Below are 16,024 nucleotides of genomic sequence, written 5' to 3' on the forward strand. Positions count from 1 at the left end.
TACACCGGCACCCCCATCTTTAATGAAAATAAGAAACAGCTCAAGGGTGATCTAGCGGTCACGACTGAGGAGCTATTTGGTAAAGTCTGTCACGTTTATAACTTGCGAGATGCCTTAGAGGACCAAGCCGTGTTACCGTTTAACGTCGAACATGTAACAACAATTGGCAAAGATACGTTAATAACCCGGGCCCTCGAGAAAGAAACCCAGCGCGTCAAAGCACGTCGCGATAAGCAAGGCCGCCTGCTGAGTACAGCTGATGAAGCAAAAATTCAAGCCAAGATTCAAGCGATGTCAGTAAAGGACTTGGAAGAAACGTATTTAACTCCGGCTGACTTTGAGACCGATGAACATATTAACCAAGTTGTTCAATATATTTTACAAAAAGGCCCGCGTAAAACGAGTTTGGGTCATGGCAACTACAATGCTATTTTGACCACCAGCTCCATTGAAATGGCGCAACGCTATTATCAAGCCTTTAAGGCCGCTAAAAGGACTATTCACAATCAGCTAGATCCTGATTGGCCCCGAATTGCGATTACTTATTCATTAAGTGAAAACGAAGATCAGAGTGCGCGAAAACATGACCAAATGGCCACCATTTTAAAAGATTATAATCAGCAGTATCACACTAATTTTGATTTAGTCGATTTGAATCTCTACAACGAAGATGTCGCGAAACGGGCCGCCCGGCGTGAGGCGGTCTTTGCTCATTTACAAACGGATCAAGAAATTAATTTAGTGATTGTGGTGCGGCGATTATTAACAGGCTTTGATGCCCCTCGGCTAAACACGCTCTTTGTTGACCGTACCCTAGCCTATCAAGAACTCATTCAAGCTTACTCACGCACTAACCGGCTCCAAAACCGAGAATTAAAACAAGAGGGTCAAATCGTGACCTTTCGGGTGCCGGCAATCATGGAAGCGAATGAACGTGAAGCTTACAAGTTATATAGTGGCGAAGGCTCGTTTAATGTCATCATTCGTCCCACTTATCAGCAGGCCGTCTTAAAATTTCAAAAGGCTGTGGTGGATTTAAAAGCCATTGCTCAAACGCCGACGGCGGCCGATGACCTGAAAGGAACCACTGCCAAGGTACAGTTTGTGAAAGCCTTTCGCCAAGTGAATCAGCAATTGAATTCCTTATCGATGTACAACGATTTCACTTGGGAAAACAGTGAAAAGGCCTTTGGTATCGCTCAGCCCGAAGTAGAATCCTATACGGGTAAATATTTGCGAATTAAAGCGGCGGTTACTAACCAAGAGCCTGAGAAAATCCCCGAAGAATTAGCCGCCTTAGACTTTTCCTTAGCTGTTGGCTCAGTCGTCTTGGTGGACTATGATTATTTGACGCAATTAATTCAAGACTGGATTGATGAACAGCAACGGTACTCGACACCCGATCAGGCCCAAGCGCATATGACAGATTACCTGCAAAACAGTGCCAAAGTACAGGCTAGTTTGAATAAATTGGCGGAAACGCAACCGCAACAGGCCCAGTTAATTCGCGAAGCCATGCCTTATATTGAGCAACAAATGCAACAGTCTCAGCAACAGAGTGACCAAAATAAAGCACCAGTAGCGTTGAATGCTCGGGAGTTGGTGGCTGATTATGCCCAGAGACAATTGGTCAAAAAAACGTCGGTATTCGCCCACACGTGGGGCTTAGATCAAACAGCCCTATTGCGGGTGGCACGTGAACACACCGTGGGTACCGATGAATGGCATCATGAACAAGAATTAACGCAGTCAGCGAATTTAGCAGCGGCCTTACAAGCTCAAACTGCCACTGGGCCGAAGATTCCAGCTATTTTGCCACTATACCGGATTAAGTCCCAGGCCGCTTGGCGGCAGTTTATTGAACACGATTTAGCAATTTATCTACAAAAATAAGTGAGGTTAAACAATGTCAGAAAAAACAACTCAAGCTAGTCAACTTGAAAGCGCCCTATGGAATGCGGCCGATGTCTTACGCGGGAAAATGGACGCTTCTGAATATAAAAATTATTTATTGGGGTTAATTTTTTATCGGTTTCTATCTGAGAAAACCTTAACGACCTTTAGTGATTGGTCAGGCGAAACCGAAAATGTCCCCCGGAAATATGCTCAGTATATGGATCCTCAGTTTGAATTGGAAGGCGTCTCGGTGCAGCCCAGTTTAGTGGAGTATTTGCAAAACACGCTCGGCTATTTAATTCAACCACAAGCGTTGTACACCACCCTGATTGGCAAGATTCAAGCCCACACTTTTGCGTTAGACGATTTATCTCAAGCACTTCATGATCTGGAACAGTCGACACAAAATCTATCTTCAGCGCAAGACTTTTCGGGCTTGTTTGCCGATGTGGATTTAAGTAGTAATAAATTAGGCAGTTCTTTACAACAACGGAACCAAACTATTAGTGATACTATGTTAGCTTTAAATGCGATTGATCTTATCCATCATCAAGGCGACGTCCTAGGTGACGCCTATGAATACTTAATCGCGCAATTTGCTAGTGATTCTGGTAAGAAGGCGGGGGAATTTTATACCCCACGACAGGTGTCCGACATTATTGCCCAGATTGTGACTTATCAGCGCAATGCAGGTGACAACCAATTGCGGACTGTCTATGATCCAGCAGTTGGTTCTGGTTCGCTGCTATTAAATGTCGGACAGCACGTGCAAGACCCCAATTTAGTGAGTTATCACGGCCAAGAATTGAACACCACGACCTATAACCTGGCCCGTATGAACCTAATGTTACATGGAGTCTCGTATGACGATATGCACTTACGCAATGGTGACACGTTAAGTAAAGATTGGCCGGTTGACGAACCTTACTTATTTGATGCGGTCGTCATGAACCCGCCCTACTCGGCACACTGGGATAACAGTGATAAACGCTTGTCTGATCCCCGTTTCCGCGACTATGGCGTCTTACCACCTAAATCTAAAGCCGACTTTGCCTTTCTGCTACACGGCTTTTATCATTTGCAGGAACACGGGACTATGGGCATCGTCTTACCCCATGGCGTGTTATTTCGGGGGGCTAAAGAAGGCAAGATTCGCCAAAAGCTCCTGTTAGATAACCGGATTGATGCCATTATTGGACTACCCGCCAATATTTTTCATTCCACTGGTATTCCAACGTTAATCATGATTTTAAAGAAACATAAAACCACTGATGACGTCTTGTTTATTGATGCGTCACGGGAATTTGAAAAGGACAAGAATCAAAATAAGCTAACGGCAGCCAATATTCAAAAAATTGTGGCCACTTATCAAAACCGGCAAGATGTCGATAAATATGCTCATGTGGCCTCACCGGCGGAAATCAAGGAGAATGACTACAACTTAAATATTCCGCGCTACGTTGATACATTTGAACCGGAACCCGAGATTGATCTGAACCAGGTCAAAGCTGATCTAAAGCAACTGGACGAGGAAATCAGTCAGAATGAACAAGCCTTTAATGAATTAGCTAGCCAGTTAGTGACCACCCAGGTGAATGACCAGTCAAAACCGGAGGCCCACAATGAAAGATAACCAGGCTAAATATCCGCAATTAAGATTTAAAGGTTTCACTGATCCTTGGGAAGAGCGTAAGTCTAAGGATTTGTTCACTCCTATTAATGAACGTAATAGAGAAGATTTGCCGGTTCTATCAGTTACTCAAGATCAAGGTGTAGTATTACGAAATGACTTAGCGATTGATATCAAGTATGACAAATCAACTCTGTCATCATACAAAGTGATTCATCCCGGAGATTTCGTTATCAGTTTGAGATCTTTCCAAGGTGGATTTGAATTGTCAAAGGTTCTTGGTATTTCTAGTCCCGCGTATACTATTTTTGATTTGAAAAATCTGACAGCACATAATAAGTTGTACTGGAAGTATATTTTTAAAAGCTTTAAGTTCATTGAATCATTAAAGACCGTAACATTTGGAATTCGTGACGGCAAATCCATCAGTTTTAGAGAATTTAGTGATTTGAAGATCAATTATCCTAGTGATGTTTCTGAGCAAGAAAAAATCGGTTCATTCTTCAAGCGGTTAGACTACACTATCGCTCTTCATCAACGTAAGTTAGATTTACTCAAGGAACAGAAAAAAGGCTACTTGCAAAAAATGTTCCCCAAAAATGGCAGCAAGTTCCCACAATTAAGATTTTCAGGTTTTGCTGACGCTTGGGAACAGCGAAAGTTGGGGGACATATTTTCTGAGCGAAATGAACGAGCCAATTCGGGACAATATAAAATGCTATCCATAACCGTTGATTCAGGCATTGTTCCTGCAGATTCCCTTGATAGGAAAGATAATTCGAGTTCAGATAAATCACACTATAAGAGGGTTTTTGAAGGTGATATAGCATATAATTCTATGAGAATGTGGCAAGGTGCAAGTGGAGTTTCTGAAATGAATGGTATTGTAAGCCCAGCATATACTGTCCTTAAACCATCAAAGCAAACTGATACAAAGTTCATTTCATATCTTTTTAAACTAACCCCAATGCTTCAAAGTTTCCAAAAGAATTCTCAAGGCTTAACTTCAGATACTTGGAACTTAAAATATAAGCAATTTAGCCCGATAAAAGTAAAAATTCCAATTCTAAATGAACAAATGAAGATTGGTAAAGTGCTTGAAATGTTAGATGATTCCATCGCTGCCAATCAACGTAAGCTTGAAAAACTCCAAGAACTAAAAAAAGGGTATCTACAAAAGATGTTTGTATAGGGGCTATAATTAACAAATACCCCCTCAAAAACATTGAAAGAATAGCCCCCAATATCTACATTATAGATATTGGGGGCTATTTTAATTTATTCTTTTATAAGTGCCCCTAAACTATAGCTATTGATTCAAGATTTCATGGGAGCCAGTTGCAACCAATAACAAAATCAATTCATCATGATCTAGCTGATAAATAACAATCCAGTTGTCATAATTTTTACCATAGTTGCCATATCTGGCAGGGCGAAATTCACGATAGCCACGCCAATTTCCTTTTAATGCATGATCTTTAATCTGTTTCAAAACAGGATGACCAGTGAAACCATGTTGATGACGCGGTTGATGGTGTCGATTGGGGACATGAAGGACTCCTTTTCGGTTTATTGACGTGTCACACACCACTTAATGTTATGAATGTTTAACTTTACGCGTTTTAACATTTACTTCTGACAAATCATGATCACTGCCAGCTAACAATCGTTTGATGTGTTGTACCCGACTCCCAGCGCTATCTCCACCTGCGTAGACGGCAACGTCAGAATCACCTAGTTGCCGGTAACGTTGATCTGCCTCGACTTCATTAACATGTTTAACAAGGCTTTCATCACTATTGGCCATGGCAAAAAAGTTAGATGGGTCAGCATCCCACAGGAGGTCAATCAGTTGATTGTATAAATCAGTCCAACTTTTAATTTGAACCACCTGATCATCAACAAAACTGAAAGCAACTGGCTTAGTGCCGGTTGGGTTGGCTTCTAGAATCATATCCAACGTATCCCATGAATTTGGATCGTCTTTCGCAAGCTGAGTTGACACCTTGGGACGTGGCCAAACTGTTAACGCTCTTGTTAACAAATCAGCCTGCCGTTCTTGTAAAGTTGCTTCATCCCACTTATCGAATTGCGCTACCCATTGGTTAAGTTTAATACCTGACTTACGATAACCGTCTTCCATATCCCGCTTCTCAATATAAGGTCTATTGCTCATCTGACCATTAAACCCAGTTAAAGTCAGGTTAGCTAGTCGGTTCAACCAAACATTGTGGACCGGTCGCCAATCGGTCCCCAAAGCCTTCTGCCAACTACTATTCACAACTTGCGGCATAATATGTTCAATCGAGTACTTACCAGATTGCGCCGCATCGAATAAGTCCTGCTCCTCACCACTCGCATTATTCAGTTCATCTAGAATGAACCACAGTGACATAGAACTCATGCGGTAGTAATCTTTCTCGACCAACGCGTCTTTTAAAGATTTATCTGTTGGAAAACGTTTATTTTCTTTAACGATCTGCATCAACACTAACTTCAAGCCTCCAACATAATCAACCTTAGCCTGGTCAACATAATGCTCCACTTGGCGATCCAGCGCGGCAAACAGCAAATTCAGCCCAGTGGTGGGGACGCCAATAAAAAGCCGCCGGGCCAGATAGGCAAGCAAAACCTTCAATACTTCAACTAACTGATCAGCCGATAGCGCGCCATCACGCGTTTTTGCAAACACCTGCAATAAGTACGGCACCAAAATATCGTTATTCAAATGACCGAGTCTAATCAAAAGTGATTTGACTCGTTGATCTTTGATGTCAACAGTCGCTGGCGACGTGATTTCCGCAAAGAGTTTGGCTGCCGCCTTCTCCTTTTTCAATTGAGCAATTTGATCAAAATCTTTGGTCAAGCCCACAAAACGGCGATAATCGCTATAAATCTCATTTTCTTTAACCGGCTTTGAGCTCCGAGCCAAAGAGGTCAAGTACTGCCGATAGAACCGCGAGAGCTCCTCACTACCAACTAGGCGCTCGTTCTCTTGCCATAGTTGAAAAGCCGTTGCTTGTTGATCGCCCTTCAAGCCCATCAGCAAAAAGTTCCGGATCTTGTCTGATTCCGTTAAATTCATACCAGTCGAATTTAAACTTTCAAAGATCAATTGAGCGTCATCGTACTGATCAACAACGATGTTCATAACTTGCAACCGCTGTTCCAATAAGGAAAGCCACTCACGAACTGTTAAGTCTCCCTGCTGCAAAACATTCCAAAAATAAGCGTAGGTGCTTTTGAAAATCGTATCCGCAGCTGAAATACCATTAACTAGTACATCGACATACTGTTCCTCATCACCAGGTACCGGATGCAATCGATTCTTCGCGATTGAATCCCGATCAAACCTGTCTATTAAAAACATTTCGTTAATTCGTTGATAATCCACATCACTTGGTCCTAAAAAATCACGGATAGCAATCAAGAATAACGAAACAGTGGTCAGTCGTTGCTGACCATCAATGACATCTACTGTACTAGTGTCACCAGTGGCGTTCAAAATTAAACTTCCAAAGAAATATCGCTCGCGTTGATTCGCATAAGCCGTCTTCAAATCCGCGACAAGCCGTTCCAACTGTTCCCGCCGCCAACTATAGCGCCGTTGATAAACTGGAATATTGATAGTCCTATTATTCGCAATCACCTGACTGACGATAAGCTCTGCATTGCCCTTCAAAATTGTCACCCCAAAGTAGTATTTTGCTGGCTGGTTCAAATTGATTGACACTAATTGATCGCTAGCATTCTCCGGGTATTAGCATACCAGAGATGTGGGGTTGTGGCGAAGTTTGGTTGCTGATGTTCTTGGAGTTTGCTTGGAACGCTTGGGAAAAGCGTAAGTTGGGTGAACTTTATAAGAAAACTGTCGAAAAAAATGATGGAACATTTAGTCAAAACCAAATTATTTCAGTTGCAAGTATGTCTTGGAATCCCAATGCTCGTCCAACAACTGAGGGATACTTATCCACATATAACGTATTAAGAACAGGGAATGGCACACTGTCTACCGCTATTACGATATGTGGCGAGATAAACCAGACCCGACAGCTGATTCGCTATTAGAAAGGTTTTTAAAAAAATGTTGCTTCCTATCGCTTTGCACAGGGCCGATCGGCCCGAACGTCGTTTGTGATTGTTGATGCTCAAAGTGTTAAAACCACTGATTTAACGAAAAATAGTGGCTACGATGGCGGCAAAAAGATTTCAGGGATTAAGCGTCATATGGCGGTTGATATTAATGGTTTACCACAAGCCAATCATCCGAGGCACAGATGACGGTATATGGCGGCGATTAATGCTAATTCCATTCAAGGTTCAAATACCGACAGGTAAAGTTGATAAGGACTTAAAGTATAAGCTTCAACGTGAGTCAATTGGAATTTTAAATTGGATCGTAGAAGGCGCCTTAATGTGGCAGAGGGAGGGATTAAACCCACCAGCGAGTGTGACTAACGCTAGTCGGCAATATCGTGAGGAAATGGATGTCATTAGTTTATTTGTGGATGATTGCTGTGAAGTGAGTGATAGTTACCGAGCTCCGGCTGGTGAACTTTTTAAGAAATATCAGTCATGGGCTAATGAAAATTCAGAATACTCGATGAGCAAGCAAAAATTTGGCCGGGAAATGCGGCAGAAATTTGAATTTAAGAAAACAAAACATGGAAGATTTTATTCAGGGATACGAATAAAAACAGACCAAAGACTAAATTGGATTAAGTAAGGTGACGGATAAACTCAAAAGGTGTCGGATGGGTGACGGATAAAAAAATCGCTCAATCCCTTGGTACTACTACTATTATTACTCTTTATTCTTTAGGTGACGGATAAATGTATAAAAGTAGTACGCAAATTGCAAGAACAAGTTAGTCACTAGGACCAAATACTGATACCAAGGGATTCTCAGGGGTTGAAGTTGGTGGCGCGAGGAGCCTAGCCGCAGGCGGCGGCGAAGAGTTCGGCGGGAGTCTGGAAGCCTAGCAGACGACGAGGTGTGTTATTCAACTTGTCCGCTGTTCTAGCAACAGCCCGAGGACTTACGGCGTCTAAGGACATGCCTTTGGGAAAGTCATAGCGGACCATCCGGTTATGGACCTCATTGGTTCCCCGTTCACTAGAGGTGAACGGGTGCGTATGAAAGACTGGTGCCACTGAACGCAATGCCTCGCTCAGCAAGGCAAACTCAGGTCCGTTATCAGCGGTGATCGACTTGATAACTGGTCCATACTCTGCGAGGATTTCTCGCAGGGCGTACTCAACCGAATCGGCGTCACGCCCGTCAATCAGACGGATAAATTGGAAGCGAGTTTGACGCTCAATCAGGGTCATAATCACACTCTCATGGCCATCACGTTTACCAACGATAGTATCAATCTCGAAATGACCAAACGTCTTGCGAGAGTCAACTTCAGCCGGACGTTCTTCAATACTCCGTCCCATTACACGCTTATTTTTGTGATTAACGTGCTTGGGTAGTCGCCGCCGCATTTTCTCGGTAAGATCTAAGTTACAGACCTCTAAAAGTTGTTCGTCGATGTACTTGTACAACGTTTGGGTACAGACCATCTCGTCAGGCCGAAAAAGGTTTAACACCTTGGCGCGGCCTACAGCAGCATCTGGAGCCCAGCCATCAGTCTTAAAGTGTTCTACAAAGAAGGCTATAAAGTCAGCCGCCTGGAAGAACTTACAAGGCCTGTGGCAGGCCTTGCGGTTCTCGTGGTACCGCTGGTCGGCTAGTTCCGCCACGTAGACCTCATAGAAGACTACGTTACCGTTAACGATTTTCTTATTGGTTACCAAGCCTCGCTTGATTTCGTTGTTTATGGTTTGCGGGCTAACGCCAAGTAACTCAGCAATCTTCCGCCGAGAAAGCTTGTCGTGGTTAAAGTAGACCTCAATGTTTCCACGCTCTTTCAAAGTTAGATGGTGACCCTTGGGACGATTCATGGTAAGCTGTTCTTGCATCAAGACGAAGACCTCTTTCATTGTTTGTGTGAGAACTCCAATGATACCTGAGATTTACGTCTTGGTGTATTTATTTTGTCCTAAATTTCAAGTGGCTAACTTGATTATAAAATTCGCCGTATAAAAGTAGTATATAAAAAGTAAAAAAATATATATAGGAGAAAGAGTTTATTTTGATTTATCCGTCACCTGACAAAAAAATCGGATAAACACTTACTGCGCCAACGCATACAGCGATTTAACCATCCGTCACCTTATCCGTCACCATCCGTCATATTGGAGGTGTGACCATTAAATCAGAGCATGAGATTCAAAATGAAATTTTACTAGAGTTATCAAAAAGCGGCACAACCGTATGCCGAAGTAATGCTGGAAAAGTTAAAACTAAAGATGGCCGAACAATTGCCCTGTTTCCTAAGGGGTGGCCTGATATTACTGGATTCCGTCATTCGGATGGAAAGATGATATTGATTGAGTGCAAAAACGCTCGTGGACGGCTGCGTAAAGACCAGCAACAGTTTGAAAAGTTTATTAGTCAATACCCAGTTCTATATGGTGTTGCACGATCAGTTGAAGATGCGTTAAAAATTGTTGATAAGGAGTAAAAGTTATGTCATCAAACAAGGAAATGGCTGAAATTAGAGCTGCTTACGCCAATTATGGCGACGATCCAGATAAGTGGCCGGAAGATGTTAAAAAAGAAATCCGCGGTCAAGATGAGGAACAGCATACGGCAGAAAATAATATCCTACGCCACCTGATTCTCCGTGGATACACCATCCAATATATTGCACAAGAACGGTCAAAGTCACCGCATTATCTAAAGCAATTACGTGGAAAAATGAAAAGTCGTGACGAATTGGATTACCAAGCCACGCCAGATGAATTAGCACAGCTAAAATACAACCTCGATCACATGGATTGGCCTAACAATAAAGGAATTGCTAGTGTTATGGGACGCGACAAAGATTGGGTGCGCTGCATGCGAGTGAAGCTACGGGAGGCAGAACATGACACACGAACAGATTGAGTATCGCAAATATGTGCTGCAAGGCATGGCAAGCTATGGTGGCGATGTGGCACAGGCGTTGGTGTGGTGTGGCAATCACTTTATCAAGCTGGGCGATAGCCAGCGCAACGCGATTAACAAATTGTCAGCGAAGGAACGCAACCAGGTTATCCATGAGCTGACAATGAGATAAAATTCATATTTCATGTAGGAGGAAAATAGCATGAATGAAAAAAATTATGTTTTTTATAACAACAAGAGTCATTCCTATATTAAGCGGATGGATCGTCGTCTAGTTAGCGGTTACGTTGAATATTGTGAAACGGATGACCCTGACAAAGCACTTTCTGTTCTGACCGACATGGACCAGGCAACATCAATAGCAAATAGAGCTGCTGCTGAACTTAAATTACCAGAAAAAACAATTCTTGTTAAGAAAGCTAGCCAAGGCTCTATTGAATACACACGAAATAGGAAGCTACTTGCAGATTTACATGAAGCAGTTATTTCGTGTGTATTCCAGGGGGGATAAAATGGCAAAACGCGCTGTCAATCAAACAATTAATGACTTTATAAATTACGCAGGAATTGAGCTAGAAGAATCAGATGATTGGGAGGACTAATCTTGGATAAAACGCGCGACGCAATGAACGGCAACCAACGTATGCTGCTTAGCTATCTGGAATCATTGGTACTAGAAGACGATGTATTGATGGGGCTGGCTGAGTTTCAATCCAAATTAAGCGATCACAGCGTGCCTAAGGAAGTTTACATTGCTTTGGGTATGCTGAGCAATGTGGAGATTACTAACGTGCTACACGAGCTTACACGGCCATTTTAGACAGCAAAAAAGGGCTGACGTAACAGCCCTCACCCCAAATTGGCTTCTAAAATTAACTCTTACTCCGTGGCCAACAAACAAAACATTATGCCATTAACATTAAAGCAAACTTAAAATAAGCTTAAGATGGAGGAATGATGGGTGAAACGATCGACGATTAGAACGGTAGAGGACATCTTACGGGATTATCCTAAGATTGATAAGTACATTGAACAACGTGAACAGGAGTTACGTTATCCGGTAACGCCGGTTGATGAGAATGTTGGCGGTGGTCGGGCACAGAACGGGTTCGACGATAGCGAAGACCGGTTAATTATCACAATAGATGAGGATAAGCGGATTAACGCACTCAAGAAGCAACGCCAAGTTATCGATGACTGCTTAGATGAAGTGGGAGAAGACACCGAGATTATTATTGACGAGCTGTATTTCAGAAAACGGCCTCGATATACGATTGATGGACTAGTTGTGAACCACTTGATTGGGTGCAGTCGAGCAACTGCATTTAGATTGAAAAAGCAATTCATTTCAAGCTGTGCAAAACAATTGGGACTTTACTCTATGAATTGAGACTAAACTGGTATTTTTGACCCCTAGTTTGGGTGTAAATTGGTAACATAAGCGATTGATGAAATGGACGTGCATAGCTCAACGGCAGAGCAAAGAAGATACGGGTTCGACTCCCGTTACACGTATTGTTATTAAGGACCTTTAACTCAGCTGGTTAGAGTAGACGGCTCATAACCGTTCGGTCGTAGGTTCGAATCCTACATGGTCCATTGGTCAGCAACCACGGTATTGCGCAATACCAAAATGCGAGTTCTATACGCTAAGCTTAAAAGCGTAAGTCGACGGGTGGTTGAAACGTGGATGAAAATAGAAAAAGTCCACGTCAGGAGGTTCATAACCGCGTGTGGTTCGATTCCACACCAATCACATATACGGTCGTCTCTAACGAGGCGGCCTTTTAATTTGGAGGAGTAGCAATGAGAAACTATCAACGGGACAACTTAATATTCGGCCTGCTGATGGTGCTACTCATTATTGTGTTGGGAGTGTGGTTACATGCGACACACTGAGTATGGCTACGTTAGCCCAGCAGAGAATCGTTGCTATCGTGACTTGGAGCGTTGGTTGGATGATAAGAAGAAACGTGAGCGTCGTGCTAAACAGCATGGCGCTTTTAATATGCAATTGAAAGGAATACATAGACACAATGAAATTAAAAGATAAATGGAAGCGTGGGCTGCCATACGTTGGCAACAAGGGACAGAAGGTTGAACAAATTATGGAAGCCCTACCCGATGGCAAACGATTGGTTGATATATTCGGTGGTGGTGGATGTGTTAGTTTGACGGCTGCTTCATCCGGAAAATACGAAGAAGTAATATATAATGACCGAAGGAAAACCGTGGTTGAGCTATTAAGAGCATTAATTAATGACAAACCGCATTTTAACTTGATGGATTACGTAGCATTAACACGAGAACAATTTTTTGATTGGCGAGATAATCAACCTGATTCGATCGAACGAATGTTAGTGTTGATTGCTTATTCATTTAGTAATAATCAGAAGAGTTATTTGTGGAGTAAAAAAAGTGAAGAGGAAAAGCTATTGCTAACCAAGGCACTATTTTACGGAAACACTGGAACAGAATTTGACCAATTATATAACTATTCTTTAAATGCTAATACAATTAGTGAGAAGTACAGATTATTCCATAAATGGCGACGAGAACAAATGAATATTAATTCTCGTTTTGACCAACTGCAACAACTGGAGCGACTGCAACAACTGGAGCGACTGCAGCAAACTGTACGGTTGGAACAACTGGAATATTCTGTAAAGGACTATCGCGAACTAGTCATCGATACTGATGACGTTGTTTACTGTGATCCATCATACGTTGGGACTCAGTATGATTATGGTGGATTCGACCATAAAGCATTTGAGAATTGGTATCTACATGAATGCCCAGCAAAAGAAATTTATATTAGCGAATACACAAAGCTACCTCATACCGAGGTGGCTTTTAATTTTGGCAAAAAAATAAACTTTTCTGGAGTAAACAAGCGTAGAGATGAGTTGCTGCTAAGAGTAGTCCGTTAGTAAATATGTTAGATGGAACACTAGCGTTGTATGTAATCAATCCAATTAGACGGAGGCGATGATCATGCCAAGGGTAAGACGCTGTAGACAGCCAGGGTGCCATGCCATGGTTAACTTCCCTGATCATTATTGCAAGCAACACTATGAACATGAAGCAGAGTACCTAGCAAGCCGTGAGCGTTGGGCACGTAGCCACGATAAGCATTACACGCACAAGTACAACACGGTCACACGTAATCGTGATGACACTAAGCGCCAGCAATACAACTTCTATCGTACAAGACAATGGTCACATCTAAGACAACAAGTCCTAGAGCGTGACCATTACTTATGTGCTTACTGTAAAGTGCAAGGCGTTATCACACCTGCTAAGACAGTGGATCATTTACGACCTATAGAAGCTTTTCCAAATGATAAAGCTAACATAAATAATCTTGTTGTTATATGCAGACAGTGTCACGCACTTAAAACTCGGTTTGAGCAAAAGTATTACGGATGTGGGAAAGACAACGTGTTAACAGACGCAAAACCAGTAGATGATATTAAGAAGATAGTTTTGTTAATGAGAAAGGAACATATTTAATGGAACACTGGAAGACAGTTGACGATTACAAGAATCTTTATGAGGTCAGTTCATATGGCAGAATCAGAAGTTTAGACCGCTTTGATAGACTAGGACGAATAACTTGGGGAAAGGTTCTAAGCCCTACTAATAATGGAAATGGTTATTACAGTGTTATGCTTTGCAAGCCTAATTCTAAAAGAAGATGTTATGTTCATCGACTTGTGGCAACGGCATTCGTTGACAATCCTAATAGTTTTCTTGAAATAAACCATAAAGATATGAATCCTAGAAACAATAGAGCATCTAATCTTGAATGGTGCTCAAGAAAATATAATGTCAATTATGGAGATCACAATGTTAAATTGTCGCATACCAAAGGAGAGCCTTTTAAAGCTATTAATTGTTTAACTCACGAGAGCAGCCTGTTTTACTCAAAAGATACGGCCGCTTCAGAATTACATATTGGTAGAGACAAAATAGTTAAAGGCTTGAAAGAAGGAAAAATAAGCTACTTTTTTAAAGGACAAAAATTTAGTTGGTATTTTGAAAGATTGCAGCCGAAATAAAACAATAAAAATTACCCCCCCGCCTATTTTCAAAGCAAGGAGAGCCGCACATAACCCTCATTTTGTGACGCAAACGTTTTTTTAAAATTTTTAGGTAGGGGGGTCACGAAATAATGAAAGGAGGCAGAGAAAATGAAGAAAACGGATAAAGACGTCAACAATGGTCAATTAACGCGCACACCGCCAGCTTACTTAGGACGGCAAGCTAAGGTCGTTTGGCGTCGATTAGTGCCTTTTTTAGAGGATAACACCCCAGTTAGACGTATTGATAGCGGGCTTGTGGAACAATATGCTTCTCAGTATGAGATTTACCGCAATGCGTATAAACATATCCAGGAAAACGGTGAAGTCCAAGCAATCTATAAAACGTTACAAGATCAGACCGGTAAAAAAATTGGTCGAGACTTCGTGGGATACAAGCGTAATCCTATGACTCAAATTTACGATTCAGCGGTTAAAAATCTGACTAAACTAGGCGCTGAATTGGGACTATCTCCTAAGTCACGTAGTGATTTACTCAAGTTAAACTTAGATGACCACAAGGATGAGCGAAGCGTTGATGAACGTATGCGAGAATTTTTGGGAGGGTAAAAAAGACTACTTCTTAAATGCAAAATATTTCATTGTCACTAATCTTGACGAAGTCCGTCTCGGTGTCTATCAATTCGTAATCTACTCCTAAAGACTCATCAAGTTGCTTAGCTCTTTCAAGCATTTGTTCAACACTATTGCCATGAACAATCTTAGTTTTCATCATTGTTGGTCTCCCTTTCTATTTCTTCAATCTGAAATAACGTATTCAGTGCCCTTTGCCGATCATACTCATTATCACTTTCAGCTAACGACTTGTAAGCCAATGACCGCATAACATAGTTGTCTACTCCCCAACCGGCAGTCGTAAACTTGAAATGATCCGAGGAAAATCCCTTAAACTGTGGAAACTCTCGCTTATATTCGGCTAATGTTTGATGTTGGCCGCTATCAATGAGGCCCTTATCAAAAGCCAATTGTGTTGGACACCCATTACTATCCAAAACACCCTCAGCAACTAATTCTCGGTAAATATCAGCTTTAATGCTATTTGCTTTAGTCATATCTAATGGAAACGATTCGTTTAAAATATCAAAGGCCTTTTCTACTAACTTAGGATACTTGATTTTCATTTTGTAATCTCCTTAGTGTATTTAGCGGGTTGTTACCGAAATTATGGATAGTAGTATCCAAACATATATCCAACTTTTATAGATCAAATATGCCTATATATCAACGTTTTCACCCATAGTATCCATAATATCCAACATTTATGGGGTACCCCCTCGCACGCATAATAATATATATTCTATTATTTTTTAGAATTTATTTTCTTAGTATGAGTTTAAGGTTGGATATTATGGATAGTCCCTTGTGGCTCTAAGGAATTTTCTGGATACTACATTGGAT

At 41.7% G+C, this 16,024-nt stretch carries 15 protein-coding genes, 2 tRNA genes and 4 pseudogenes; 17 read left to right on the forward strand and 4 right to left on the reverse strand.

Features of this window, described 5'->3' with window-relative positions:
- The 3 genes and pseudogenes from AB3Y94_RS12840 to AB3Y94_RS12850 form a co-directional block, all read left to right on the forward strand.
- Window positions 1-1,893: pseudogene (locus AB3Y94_RS12840) on the forward strand (type I restriction endonuclease subunit R); the annotation flags it as partial.
- A gap of 13 nt (window positions 1,894-1,906) precedes the next feature.
- A complete protein-coding gene (locus tag AB3Y94_RS12845) occupies window positions 1,907-3,529 on the forward strand; it encodes a type I restriction-modification system subunit M (RefSeq protein WP_367296554.1) in 1,623 nt (540 codons plus the stop codon).
- Window positions 3,519-4,718 carry a restriction endonuclease subunit S gene (locus tag AB3Y94_RS12850; RefSeq protein ID WP_367296555.1) on the forward strand — a complete coding sequence of 400 codons (1,200 nt, stop codon included), beginning with the start codon at window positions 3,519-3,521 and terminating at the stop codon, window positions 4,716-4,718. Before AB3Y94_RS12845 ends, AB3Y94_RS12850 begins: the two co-directional genes overlap by 11 nt.
- 117 nt (window positions 4,719-4,835) lie before the next feature.
- Here AB3Y94_RS12850 and AB3Y94_RS12855 read toward each other — a convergent pair.
- Window positions 4,836-5,021: pseudogene (locus tag AB3Y94_RS12855) on the reverse strand (type II toxin-antitoxin system mRNA interferase toxin, RelE/StbE family); the annotation flags it as partial.
- Between the two features lie 102 nt (window positions 5,022-5,123).
- A complete protein-coding gene (locus tag AB3Y94_RS12860; RefSeq protein ID WP_367296556.1) occupies window positions 5,124-7,259 on the reverse strand; it encodes a DUF262 domain-containing protein in 2,136 nt (711 codons plus the stop codon).
- Between the two features lie 325 nt (window positions 7,260-7,584).
- On the opposite strand from AB3Y94_RS12860, the pseudogene AB3Y94_RS12865 reads away from it, so the two are divergent.
- Window positions 7,585-7,786: pseudogene (locus tag AB3Y94_RS12865) on the forward strand (transposase); the annotation flags it as partial.
- A pseudogene (locus AB3Y94_RS12870) lies at window positions 7,779-8,252 on the forward strand (phage/plasmid primase, P4 family); the annotation flags it as partial. The pseudogenes AB3Y94_RS12865 and AB3Y94_RS12870, both read left to right, overlap by 8 nt.
- Before the next feature lie 209 nt (window positions 8,253-8,461).
- Here AB3Y94_RS12870 and AB3Y94_RS12875 read toward each other — a convergent pair.
- Window positions 8,462-9,514, reverse strand: coding sequence for an IS30 family transposase (locus tag AB3Y94_RS12875; RefSeq protein WP_367294742.1), 1,053 nt, complete (start codon window positions 9,512-9,514; stop codon window positions 8,462-8,464).
- A 269-nt stretch (window positions 9,515-9,783) separates the two neighbouring features.
- Here AB3Y94_RS12875 and AB3Y94_RS12880 point away from each other — a divergent pair, with 269 nt between their 5' ends.
- The 12 genes from AB3Y94_RS12880 to AB3Y94_RS12935 all read left to right on the forward strand — a co-directional run bounded on the left by AB3Y94_RS12880 (window position 9,784) and on the right by AB3Y94_RS12935 (window position 15,175).
- Complete coding sequence (locus AB3Y94_RS12880) at window positions 9,784-10,098, forward strand: VRR-NUC domain-containing protein (RefSeq protein ID WP_367296581.1); 315 nt, start codon at window positions 9,784-9,786, stop codon at window positions 10,096-10,098.
- Window positions 10,099-10,103: 5 nt separating this feature from the next.
- A complete protein-coding gene (locus AB3Y94_RS12885; RefSeq protein WP_367296557.1) occupies window positions 10,104-10,523 on the forward strand; it encodes a hypothetical protein in 420 nt (139 codons plus the stop codon).
- Complete coding sequence (locus AB3Y94_RS12890) at window positions 10,504-10,695, forward strand: hypothetical protein (RefSeq protein WP_367296558.1); 192 nt, start codon at window positions 10,504-10,506, stop codon at window positions 10,693-10,695. Before AB3Y94_RS12885 ends, AB3Y94_RS12890 begins: the two co-directional genes overlap by 20 nt.
- A 30-nt stretch (window positions 10,696-10,725) precedes the next feature.
- Window positions 10,726-11,034 (forward strand): hypothetical protein, encoded by a 309-nt coding sequence (locus tag AB3Y94_RS12895; protein ID WP_367296559.1) that lies wholly within the window; start codon window positions 10,726-10,728, stop codon window positions 11,032-11,034.
- A gap of 93 nt (window positions 11,035-11,127) precedes the next feature.
- Window positions 11,128-11,343 (forward strand): hypothetical protein, encoded by a 216-nt coding sequence (locus AB3Y94_RS12900; protein WP_367296560.1) that lies wholly within the window; start codon window positions 11,128-11,130, stop codon window positions 11,341-11,343.
- A gap of 141 nt (window positions 11,344-11,484) precedes the next feature.
- The gene (locus AB3Y94_RS12905; protein WP_367296561.1) at window positions 11,485-11,913 is read left to right on the forward strand and encodes a transcriptional regulator; all 429 of its coding nucleotides are present in this window, start codon (window positions 11,485-11,487) and stop codon (window positions 11,911-11,913) included.
- A 67-nt stretch (window positions 11,914-11,980) separates the two neighbouring features.
- Window positions 11,981-12,038 (forward strand) — tRNA-Ser (locus AB3Y94_RS12910).
- Between the two features lie 10 nt (window positions 12,039-12,048).
- Window positions 12,049-12,122, forward strand: a tRNA-Ile gene (locus AB3Y94_RS12915).
- A 437-nt stretch (window positions 12,123-12,559) separates the two neighbouring features.
- The gene (locus tag AB3Y94_RS12920) at window positions 12,560-13,453 is read left to right on the forward strand and encodes a DNA adenine methylase (protein ID WP_367296562.1); all 894 of its coding nucleotides are present in this window, start codon (window positions 12,560-12,562) and stop codon (window positions 13,451-13,453) included.
- A gap of 106 nt (window positions 13,454-13,559) precedes the next feature.
- Window positions 13,560-14,036: an HNH endonuclease gene (locus AB3Y94_RS12925; protein ID WP_367296563.1), complete on the forward strand. Its 477-nt coding sequence runs from the start codon at window positions 13,560-13,562 to the stop codon at window positions 14,034-14,036.
- Window positions 14,036-14,584, forward strand: coding sequence for an NUMOD4 motif-containing HNH endonuclease (locus tag AB3Y94_RS12930; protein ID WP_367296564.1), 549 nt, complete (start codon window positions 14,036-14,038; stop codon window positions 14,582-14,584). The genes AB3Y94_RS12925 and AB3Y94_RS12930 overlap by 1 nt, the downstream gene beginning before the upstream one ends.
- A gap of 132 nt (window positions 14,585-14,716) precedes the next feature.
- On the forward strand, window positions 14,717-15,175 hold the full coding sequence (locus tag AB3Y94_RS12935) for a phage terminase small subunit P27 family (RefSeq protein WP_367296565.1): 459 nt from the start codon (window positions 14,717-14,719) through the stop codon (window positions 15,173-15,175).
- A gap of 152 nt (window positions 15,176-15,327) precedes the next feature.
- Here AB3Y94_RS12935 and AB3Y94_RS12940 read toward each other — a convergent pair whose 3' ends face one another.
- Entirely contained in the window at window positions 15,328-15,747 is a 420-nt protein-coding gene (locus AB3Y94_RS12940) for a hypothetical protein (RefSeq protein WP_367296566.1), read from the reverse strand.
- Between the last annotated feature and the right edge of the window lie 277 nt (window positions 15,748-16,024).

Origin of the sequence: Levilactobacillus yonginensis (assembly GCF_964065165.1) — a bacterium.
Classification (GTDB): domain Bacteria; phylum Bacillota; class Bacilli; order Lactobacillales; family Lactobacillaceae; genus Levilactobacillus; species Levilactobacillus yonginensis_A.